9 protein-coding genes are annotated in these 10,157 nt (G+C 47.5%); 3 read left to right on the top strand and 6 right to left on the bottom strand.

The annotated features are described in order from the left end of the window. The 6 genes from KDK19_RS05205 to KDK19_RS05180 form a co-directional block, all read right to left on the bottom strand. Positions 1-1,771, bottom strand: a 1,771-nt coding sequence (locus KDK19_RS05205) for an extracellular solute-binding protein (RefSeq protein WP_257291487.1), incomplete at its 3' end; no start/stop codon positions are given. After that, a complete protein-coding gene (locus KDK19_RS05200; protein WP_257279516.1) occupies positions 1,768-3,579 on the bottom strand; it encodes an extracellular solute-binding protein in 1,812 nt (603 codons plus the stop codon). The genes KDK19_RS05200 and KDK19_RS05205, both read right to left, overlap by 4 nt. After that, positions 3,576-5,429, bottom strand: a complete 1,854-nt coding sequence (locus KDK19_RS05195) for an extracellular solute-binding protein (RefSeq protein ID WP_257255634.1) — start codon at positions 5,427-5,429, stop codon at positions 3,576-3,578. The genes KDK19_RS05200 and KDK19_RS05195 overlap by 4 nt, the downstream gene beginning before the upstream one ends. A 114-nt stretch (positions 5,430-5,543) precedes the next feature. Continuing rightward, on the bottom strand, positions 5,544-7,160 hold the full coding sequence (locus tag KDK19_RS05190; protein ID WP_257255635.1) for a LysM peptidoglycan-binding domain-containing protein: 1,617 nt from the start codon (positions 7,158-7,160) through the stop codon (positions 5,544-5,546). 42 nt (positions 7,161-7,202) lie between these two features. Then, complete coding sequence (gloB, locus tag KDK19_RS05185; RefSeq protein WP_257279515.1) at positions 7,203-7,985, bottom strand: hydroxyacylglutathione hydrolase; 783 nt, start codon at positions 7,983-7,985, stop codon at positions 7,203-7,205. Next, the gene (locus tag KDK19_RS05180; RefSeq protein ID WP_257274564.1) at positions 7,982-8,206 is read right to left on the bottom strand and encodes a hypothetical protein; all 225 of its coding nucleotides are present in this window, start codon (positions 8,204-8,206) and stop codon (positions 7,982-7,984) included. Before KDK19_RS05180 ends, gloB begins: the two co-directional genes overlap by 4 nt. A gap of 12 nt (positions 8,207-8,218) precedes the next feature. Between KDK19_RS05180 and KDK19_RS05175 the strand changes: the two genes are divergently transcribed. From KDK19_RS05175 to dnaQ, 3 genes are read left to right on the top strand one after another with little or no spacing between them, the layout of a single operon-like run. Continuing rightward, positions 8,219-8,992 (top strand): class I SAM-dependent methyltransferase, encoded by a 774-nt coding sequence (locus KDK19_RS05175; protein ID WP_257291486.1) that lies wholly within the window; start codon positions 8,219-8,221, stop codon positions 8,990-8,992. Next, positions 8,989-9,441 (top strand): ribonuclease HI, encoded by a 453-nt coding sequence (gene rnhA / locus KDK19_RS05170; protein WP_257255638.1) that lies wholly within the window; start codon positions 8,989-8,991, stop codon positions 9,439-9,441. The genes KDK19_RS05175 and rnhA overlap by 4 nt, the downstream gene beginning before the upstream one ends. Further along, positions 9,438-10,124 (top strand): DNA polymerase III subunit epsilon, encoded by a 687-nt coding sequence (gene dnaQ, locus KDK19_RS05165; protein WP_257255639.1) that lies wholly within the window; start codon positions 9,438-9,440, stop codon positions 10,122-10,124. Before rnhA ends, dnaQ begins: the two co-directional genes overlap by 4 nt. Positions 10,125-10,157: the final 33 nt, after the last annotated feature.

Here is a 10,157-nt window from a genome sequence, read left to right as displayed (position 1 = left end):
CATGCCACCATGTAGTCAGATCCAGAGCATAGAGCGGTGTAATCACAGGATGCCTCAGGGTGTCCCGGTAGAGGACATTCCAGGAAGGAGAGTACCAGAGAGGCAGAGAATAGTGTCCCCATAACAGAACTCTGTCCAGGGCATGAACCATGGAAAGCAGTTCTTTACGGCTGGTAGCCGATGGAATCAGGTTAGTTAATTGATCGACTACCGGTGAATGCACGCCCGAGAGATTTCTGGTTCCTGGTTGCTGAACGGTTTCCGATCCCCAGAAAGATGCTTGTTCAGTTCCGGGTGACGCGGTGTGTCGATAGGTGTGCAGTATGATTTCAAAATCCAGTTCACGTAATCTGGCTACCATCTGAAGTGGGTCTGTACGCTGAACATTCAAGGTAATACCAAGATGACTCAGTCCATCCTTAATGGAAAGCAGAACTTTTTCGTGCTCTTCACTGGCCACCAGAGCATTGAGAACCAGTGGTTCACCCCTGGCATTAACCTGCTGATTATTCTTTATCTGCCAGCCCGCCTGTTTTAACAACGTGAGCGCTTTTGCATTGTTCAATCGGTCGCCCGATGCCAGTCGACTATCAGGTACTTTGAAAGGTTCATGGAAGAGAGCTTTCGGAAGTTCTTGTTGCCAGGGAGTCAGCCATTTGAGTTCATCAGCAGAAGGGGTACCACTGGCCGCCAGTTCAGAGCCTGCAAAAAAACTTTCAGCAGGTCGATACATCCCAAAGAAAAGATGGTTGTTGATCTGCTCGAAGTTAAAAGCATATCCCAGACTTTCCCTGACTCTGGCATCTTTTAGATAAGGTCGCCGTGTATTGTAGGTTAACGTCAGGGTTTGGGGGTTATGGTTCTTTATAACTTCTTGTATCAGACGGTATTTTTTAATGCGGTTCTCGCTCAGCTGAGTATTCCAGATCGTTGGATCTGTGATCAGTCTGAAATCATATTGATTACTGAAGAGTGACTCGAGGAGCACAGATTCGTTTCCGTAATATTCGTACACCATACGGTCAAAATTATACCGACCCCGGTTAACAGCCAGTTCACGAGCCCAATAATCCTTGTTTCTCTTGTAAGTGATGGATCGTCCGGGATTGATTTTAGCCACTTGATAAGGGCCGCTGGTGATGGGGACTTCAAGCCCGGGCGCCGGAAAAACCCTGTCTTTCCAGTAGTGTTCGGGAAGTATGGGCATTTGCCCCAGGATCAGTGGCAACTCACGGTTTTTGTTGTTTTTAAAGGTAAATAGAACCCTCATGGGCGCTGTGACTTCAGCTTTCTCGATATCATCATAGAAATGACGGTAGAACGTTGAGCCTTTCTCCCTTAAGAGATCAAAAGTGAATTTGACATCACTGGCTGACACACTGTGGCCATCGTTAAAGCGGGCCTTGGGATTAATGTAGTAGGCAACCCAGTGGTTATCCGGGTCTAACTCAATGGCTTGAGCAATCAAACCGTATTTACTTAGAGGTTCGTCCCAGGATCTTTGCAGCAGGGTGTCATAGAGCAAGTCGCTGCCAGCGGCTGCTGAACCGCGATCTACAAAAGGTGTAAGACTGTCAAACTGGCCAATCACTGCCTGTCTGAATTCACCGCCTTTTCGGGCCTGCGGGTTGGCGTAGTCAAAGTGTTCAAAATCTTTTTGGTACTTTGGTTCGCCATAGAGACTGATGGCATGCTTCAGAGGGATCTTGTCAGATCCCCATGCGAAACAGGCTGTTACTATCAGGAGTATACCCATGACCAGACGTGTCATTTTGGCTCTTCCTCCCACCAGATACTCAAGTCTATGGGGCCGTATAGACCTTCGTTTTCAGGATAGTTGTAACGGTGTCTGTGTGCTACCCGCCAGTAACGATGATAGAGCTGGGGAATAGTGTAATTTTCCCAGAGCAAGATACGATCCAAAGCCCTTGTGGCTGTTTGTAACTGGTCGATCGATTCAGCCTTGATAATATGCTCAATCATGGCATCAACAGCAGGGTGATTGACACCTGCCAGATTCTGGGTGCTTTGCTCATTGGCACTGCTGCTGCTCCAGTATTCTCTTTGCTCGTTGCCAGGCAGATCAGGCTGGTGGAAGGTTCTGAGCAGCATATCGTAATCCTGATTGCGCACTCTTCGAACGTACTGGGAGACATCCACCGAGACGATCTGCATATCAATACCGAGTATCTTCAGATTACTCTTGAATGGTATGGCAACACGTTCCTGTTCTGGCACTGCCAGCATCAGTTCGAACTTCAGTGGCTCGCCGGTTTCCTTGTTGACCCTTTTGCCATTTTTGAGTTCCCAGCCTGCCTGTTTTAGAAGGCGATTGGCATAACTGAGTTGCTTCCGAATATTACCAGTGCCATCCGTTTTTAAGCCTGTCCAGGATTGTTTAAACAGTCTCTCAGGAAGGATATTTCGATAAGGCTCAAGCAGTTTGACTTCAGCCTTATCGGGTATTCCTGTTTGGGCAAACTCCGTACCGGCAAAAAGACTCCCGGGCACTGAATAGATACCATAAAGGAGGTTAGCGTTGGTCCAGGCTGCATCATAACCCTGACTGATCGCTTCTCTGACGCGTTGATCCTGAAAGAGGTCTTTTCGACTGTTAAAGATAAACGACTGAACCTGAAAGCTCTTGCGCGGGTAATTTTTCTTGATAATCTTCCCGGTATCTATGTCTTTTCCCTTGTATGCATAAGTCCAGTTTTTAGCCAGATTCTCGACTCGGATATCATATTGCCCAGCAAGAAAAGCTTCCAGAGAGAGGGTAGAGTTCCTGAAATACTCCAATTTGATCTGCTCAAAGTTATTTCGACCAATATTCACTGGCAGTTTTTCAGCCCAGTAATGCTTGTTTCGCTCAAGAAACACGCTCTTGCCAAGCTCGTATTGTCTGATGCTGTAAGCGCCTGAGCTGACAGGAATATGGATCGTATGATCGTCTCCCCGGGACTGTTGCCAGTAGCTGTTGTGAATTACGGGTAACTGGGCCAGTCGAAAGGGCAACTTCTTGTCTTCAGGGGTATTCAGGGTAAGTTTTACCCGGTTTCCGGGTTCAATTTTTATTTGATCAACATCCTTTAAAAGGTGTTTAAAGTTGGAGAAATCACCATTTTTGTATTGAAGAAAGGTATCTCTTATGACCTCGGCATTAATTGGGCTGCCATCGGCAAAACGGGCTTTTGGGTTAATAACAAAGCGTATCCAGCGATTGTCATCAGGGTATTCGACACGTTCGGCGATCAGAGGATAAAGACTGCCGGGCTCATCCCGACTGGCATACATCAGGCTGTCATAGATGTAAGGACCAACGGCTGCAGGTAGTCCTTTGGCACTAAAGAGGTCAAAAGTGTCATAGGTACCAAGAGCAGCGAGTCTGACCTTGCCCTGACGGGGAGCATCAGGATTGATATAGGAAAAGTGTTGAAAGTCAGCAGGATATTTGGGAGTGCCGATCAGGTTAATAGCATGACTGTTGTGATAAGGTTGCTGAATACCGGCCTGAGCAGAAGCGTAAAAGCAGGCAAGAATCAGAGCAATAAGAGTATGTGCCCATGGTTTAATAGTCATTCTGTTCTCTGTTTTGAGCCAGCTGAAGATTTGGGTTTCATCCACCATGACGTAAGACGAATACCAAAGGGTGGGAAAGTTTCAGGAGTTTGCAGGTGCTGCCAGTATGCGATTCTTATAAAACGACCCTGCCAGTTAGGAATGAAGTAATGCTCCCAGAGCAAAAGACGATTCAAAGCCTGCATCGCGGTATAAAGATCCTTTTTACTATGGGCTGAGAGCGCATGATCAATCAAGGCATCAATGGCCGGGTTATGAATTCCGGCAAGGTTCTGGCTGCCTTTAATATCTGCAGATTCTGAATGAAATAATCCTTTGAGGTGTTCGCCGGGGAGATAAGGTACCATCAGGGTTGTTTGAACCATATCAAAATCCCTTTCTCTCAGTCTTCGCTGGTATTGGCTCAGGTCTGTAGCCCGAAAATCCATTTTGATTCCTACACTGGCAAGGTTGGCGGCAAAAGGGAGTATGAAACGGTCAGCCAGTTTTGAGTAGTGAAGAAATGTAAAGTGGAAGGGTTCATTTCGAGCGTTTAATAATTGCCCCTGATGGTAATGCCAGCCGGCCTCTTTCAGGAGTTTAAGGACTTGTCTTCGTTGAGCTGTGATATTTCCATCCCCGCTTGTTTTTGAGAGCTCGAATGGCCTGGAACAGAGCTCCGGTGGCAATATCGATCGAAAAGGTTTAAACAGTTCCTGTTCGTTCTGTGTGGGAAGGGCAGAAGTATTATTCTCATGGGCACTAAAGAAATGGGTGGTTCGGATATAGGCGTTATAGAAGAGCTTTGTTGAAGACCATTCCCAGTCGAACAACAGGCTGATAGCCTGCCTGACTCTTCGATCCTGAAACAGTGGGGATTTGAGATTAAAAACAAAGAACCTTCTGCCATAGTGCATTTTGTCCGGAATATTCAGCTTGATAACCTTGCCCTGTTGCATGGCTGGAAAGTCATAACCTGTTTCCCAGTTTTTCGCCTCACCTTCGTAGTGGACATCAATCTCGCCTTTTTTAAAAGCCTGGAAGCTGACATGACGGTCACGGTAAAAATTCAGAGTGACTTTGTCAAAATTATAAAGGCCTCTGTTAACAGCTAGCTCGGCTCCCCAATAGTCCGGGACTCGCTCGTAGACGATGGTTGCACCCGGTCTGACCCTGGCAATCTTGTATGGACCACTGAGTAAAGGTGGTATGAGTGTGGTTTTTGAAAAATCACGATTCTGCCAGTAATGTTTTGGTAACACAGGCAGCTCACTGAGTTTAAGTGGGAGTGCTTTAGAGGAAGAGGGTTTCAGAAAGAAGTGGATGATGTACCGATCTTCAATTTGGATGCGTTCAACCTGCTCCAGTGCGAGTTTGAAGTTTGGGTGTCCCTGTTCCAGCAGTATCTTGTAGGAAAACTCAACATCTTCGGTGGTAATCGGGTGCTGGTCATGGAAACGGGCATTTTTTCTCAGCTTGAATGAGAGCTTTTGTTTTTCCGGATCGTAGGCCACCGCTTCAGCTATCAGACCATAAGCCGTACTTTTATGTTCCATGGAGGGGGCATAAGGGCCAGTGCCCACCATCAAGGGCTCGTTTAACTCCAGAAAGCCGAAGCGGTAAGTATTGTTTGCCTGTGTGGGGGCTATTCCACTTGCACTATATGGATTCAGAGTATTAAAGGTTCCCAGGGCTGCTAATCGCAAATGGCCACCTTTGGGGGCTTCAGGGTTGACGTATTGGAAGTGCTTAAAATCTTTTTTATAGAGCGGTTCGTCCATGATGGACAGATGGTGTTGCCACTGCTCACTTTTGGCAATTGCCAGCATTCCTTGTAAATAGAGCAGTAAAAATAGCGTCAGTGGTTTCAATGATGCTCCCCGGTAATATTAAACCGAATGAACTTGACATCGACAATTCAAGGGAGCGCTTTACAGGGAAGGATGTCAGACCCGTGAAAAATCGGGTCTGGGCATCTTGGCTGATTATTCGTAAGCGCGCGCCACATCAACGTAGAGAGTCAATCGTTGGCCGGGCTGCAGGTATTTGCTGTCAAAGGTGTTCCAGGTTTTGATCTGAGCTACCGCTACATTGAACTTGTCAGCGATACGGGACAGGGAGTCACCACTGCGAACCTTGTAATTGACCTTGCGAACAACACCGTTCCGGGCAGCATTGGTTTTGCTCCATACCACCAGTTTCTGTCCGATTCTGAGATTATCTCTGGGTGACATGCCATTCCAGCGAGCCAGTTCCTGAACGCCAGTGTTGTACTTTTTAGCTATGCTCCAGAAGCTGTCTCCTGATTTAACGGAGTAATTCAATCTTTGCCGACCGGTGCGCTGGGTGTTTTGTTTGGCGATGCGACGCTGTGATGCTGTCAGGGCATACTTTTCCTTCTCTCTGGCGGGGACAGGAATCAACAGGCTCTGCCCAACCCTGATCAAGTCTGTATCCATCTTGTTAACTTCCTTGATGAATTTGGACTTGGTATTGAAGGTATTGGCAATCTTGCTGAGGCTATCACCCGACTTCACGGAATAACGGCGCCATTGCATACGTTTCTCCGTAGGCAATCGAGCCAGTTCAGTTTGGAAGGATTCGGCCCTTGCAATAGGAATCAGTAGATAGTGAGGACCAGAAGGTGGGGTAGACCAGCGATTAAGCCCGGGATTCAATCGATATAACTCATTCAGACTAATACCTGACAACTTGGCTGCCTTGGCCATGTCAAGCTGACCACCGGTTTTAACCTTGGCAAAATGTGGTTTGTTCGGAATAGGCTTCAGCTTGATACCGTATTTTGCCGGATTACGAACGATCTTGCCCAAGGCGATCAGCTTAGGGACGTAGGCGGTGGTTTCACTTGGCAGGTCAAGATGCCAGAAGCGAGTCGATTTACCCTGTCTCTTGTTCTTGTTGACCGCATTCATAACCCGTCCGGGCCCTGAATTGAAAGCAGCCAGCGCTAATTCCCAATCATCAAACATATTGTTGAGACTGACCATATAGTCGAGTGCTGCGCGGGTAGCTTCAACCACATCACGACGACCGTCATACCACCAGTTCTGCTTTAGTCCGTAATGTTCTCCAGTAGCTGGCATGAATTGCCACAAGCCGGATGCACCTGCATGGGAATAAGCAAATGGATCGAAGGCACTTTCCACTATGGGCATTAATGCCAGTTCCAGAGGAACGCCACGTTTCTCGGCTTCCATCAGGATGAAGAAGAAATAGGGACTGGCGCGATCAGAAACCCGGTCAAAGTAGCCCTGGTTTTTCTTATACCAGCGCAATTCTGCCAATACCCGGGGATGATTATTATCCAGGTCCATGGCGAGACCTCGACGGGTCCTGTCCCAAAGGTCAGTTGCTGGTTGCTTGGCTACCTGCTTTCTGACCGCTTTCTTGGCCATTTTGCCTTTGGTAACATTTTGCTCAGCTTTGACCGGTGAACTGGTACCCGCTTGTTCTGTAGAAGTACTCATACAGCTTGTAAGAGTCATAACGAGTGTGGCGGCGCCAAGGACTCGAACCAGGGGTTTAACTTGAGGTCCGGTATAACGACCGGACGCCTGCTCTGTATTCAAAGGTTCAGACATAAAAAATTTATTTATCGTGAAGGAACACAATGTTTATCGTCATCAAAACTGATCCTTCCAATGACGTAATGCTCCAAATACCTCTGCATCGTTTGACAGGACAGTACATGGGGCGTGCTCCTTTACTGCAGTAATGACACTATGTTGGTCAATACGCAGGAATGGATTGATGGTAAATTCCAGCTCCAGGCTGGAAGGCAAGCTTGGCCTGCCCTGTTCGCGAAGCTGAATGACTTTATTGCGATACTCCTTAATAGAGGGGTTAGCGGGTTCTACGGCCCGGGCAAAAGCCAGGTTAGCCAGAGTGTATTCATGTGCACAGTATACCCGGGTGTTTTTGGGCAGAGAACGGAGTTTATTCAATGAGCTCAGCATCTGTTCAGCAGTCCCTTCAAACAGTCGACCACAGCCAGCTGAAAATAGGGTATCGCCACAAAACAGGATGGGGTCGTCCTGATCTGGATTGGCGAAATAGGCAATATGATCAAGCGTATGACCAGGCGTTTTCAGAATGTTGAATTCGGTGCCGAGCACTGTCAGTGTCTCTGTGCCATTCAGGGGGTATGTAATACCGGAAATTTCAGCATTATCAGGGCCATAGACGGGAATATTACGGTCTTTTGTCAACGCTTGTATACCATTCGTATGATCCCAGTGATGATGGGTAATCAGAATGCCCGATAACGCCAGATTCAGACTTTTCATTGCTTTCTCAACCACGTCAGCTTCACCGGGATCAACAACCAGGCACTGTTGACTGCCGCTTTCAGAAAGCAGCCATATGTAGTTATCTTGAAAAGCCTTGATAGCTTGTATGTGGATCATAGGACATTCTGTCGGGTGATAGTCAATAACATTCTAATGTCTGGAATGGCCAGACAATCAATTTTACAGATTTTGCGTATAAAGTCTGTACTGTTTTCTTTACCATTGTTATAAGGGATGACACCGATGCTGGTCGAATCCTGCCGTGCCAGATAAGATGTGTAATTGAGCAGGACTATATTCTGGCTCGAGGTTTTTGCTGATTTGACTACAGCATACATGGAAAAAGCCTGATGCAATGGTTTAAAAAATCGACCGGACCTGAAATGCCTCAAAAGTTGCGGGCCCTGCAGGAGTGGATGCAGTCCGGCGCAGGAGAGTTTGTGCTCAAGGCAGAAGGCTGTCACATAGAACATGAGTTAAAGTATATCTTTGGTTATCACGCTGTCGAGTTATCCGTATCCCCGACTTCTTCTCTGCTGTCAGGCTCTCAAGTCAGCCGGAACTTCCGGTTTCACCCTTTGAACACTGAACCAGTGTCTTCATTACTGCTTGATCCTTACCACTGGCCGATTGCTCCGGGCAGCCTGGATCTAGTCTTGCTGCATCATATGGTAGAAGTGTCTGATCGTCCGCACCGGCTTCTCAGCGAAGCCGGTCATACCATCATACCCGGAGGCAAGATGATTGTAGTGGGTTTTAACCCTTTGAGTCTCTGCAATATCAAGCGGATGATACTTCCGGGTTATCGAAAGTTGTTCCGTGGGGTTCAGTTCATCAGTCCCAGCCGGATGAAAGACTGGTTAACCCTGCTGGGATTCAGTGTTGAGAAAGTGATTCATGGTGCCTATCTGTTCCCCTCCAACCACTCTGCAATGGGTTTGAAGACGGAAGTGATTGAACAACGCTGTCACAATTGGATGCTGCCCTTTGGCAGTTTTTACATCATAGTTGCTACCCGGGAAGTGCCAGGCATGACACCGATCAAGCCTGTCTGGTCCTCAATGGGGCAATCCTTGGTCGGAAAGCCGATTACAGGGTCCAGCCGGGTGGGAGATAATCGTTGAGCAAGCTAGTTGAGCTTTTTACAGATGGTGCCTGCAAAGGAAACCCTGGCCCCGGAGGTTGGGGGGTGGTACTGCGTTATGGCACTGCTGAAAAAGGATTGTATGGCGGTGAAAAGGAAACCACCAATAACCGTATGGAATTGATGGCCGCTATTATGGGACTGGAAACCTTGACACGGACCTGTACGGTCCGTGTCACGACCGATTCCCAATATGTACGAAAGGGTATTACCGAATGGCTGAATGGCTGGAAACGCAAAGGCTGGAAAACAGCAGCAGGTAAATCTGTAAAAAACAAGGACTTATGGGAGCGGCTTGATGTTCAGAATACCCGCCATAAGATTGAATGGTGCTGGGTGAAAGGGCATGCAGGACATCGGGAAAATGAAATGGCCGATGAACTCGCCTGTCGCGGTGCCCAAGAGATTATTGAAGGTAAGAAGCAATGAGCCGCCAGATCATAATGGATACGGAAACCACCGGTATCGACCCTTCACAGGGCCACCGAATTGTCGAAATCGGTTGTGTGGAGATGATTGACAGGAAGCTGACGGGCAATACCTATCATGTCTATATCAATCCTGAGCGGCATATGGATGATGAGGTTATTCAGGTTCACGGTATTACCAACGAATTTGTTCGGGACAAACCGCTCTTTGCAGCAGTGGCCAAAGACTTTCTGGATTTTATCAAGGATGCTGAACTGATTGCTCATAACGCCCCCTTTGATGTTAACTTTCTCAACCATGAGCTCAAGTGGCTGGACCCCGGCCTCGGACAGGTAGAGGACTACAGTAAAATTACCGACTCCCTTGCCATAGCAAGAAAGAAACACCCAGGTCAGAAAAATAACCTGGACGCACTGTGTAAACGTTATTTTATCGATAACTCAGCCCGTACCTTCCATGGGGCGCTTCTTGACTCTGAAATATTGGCTGAAGTATATCTCGCCATGACCGGTGGCCAGACTTCGCTGCTCTTGGGTGGAGCAGGAGAGGGGACAGAGGATGATGTAACGGTTATCAGACGTTTATCTTCAGACAGGCCTGCCTTGAAAATCATCAAACCGACCGATGCTGAATTAAAACTGCATCAGGAAAAACTGCAAAAAATAGGTCAGCAAGACTGGTGATTGCTTTTGATAAATGAAGTTTGCAATGGCCAA

Source organism: Endozoicomonas sp. ONNA1, from assembly GCF_024606325.1.
Taxonomy (GTDB): domain Bacteria; phylum Pseudomonadota; class Gammaproteobacteria; order Pseudomonadales; family Endozoicomonadaceae; genus Endozoicomonas_A.
The sequence above is the reverse complement of the archived record's forward strand: the minus strand, read 5'-3'. Positions and strand labels throughout refer to the sequence as shown.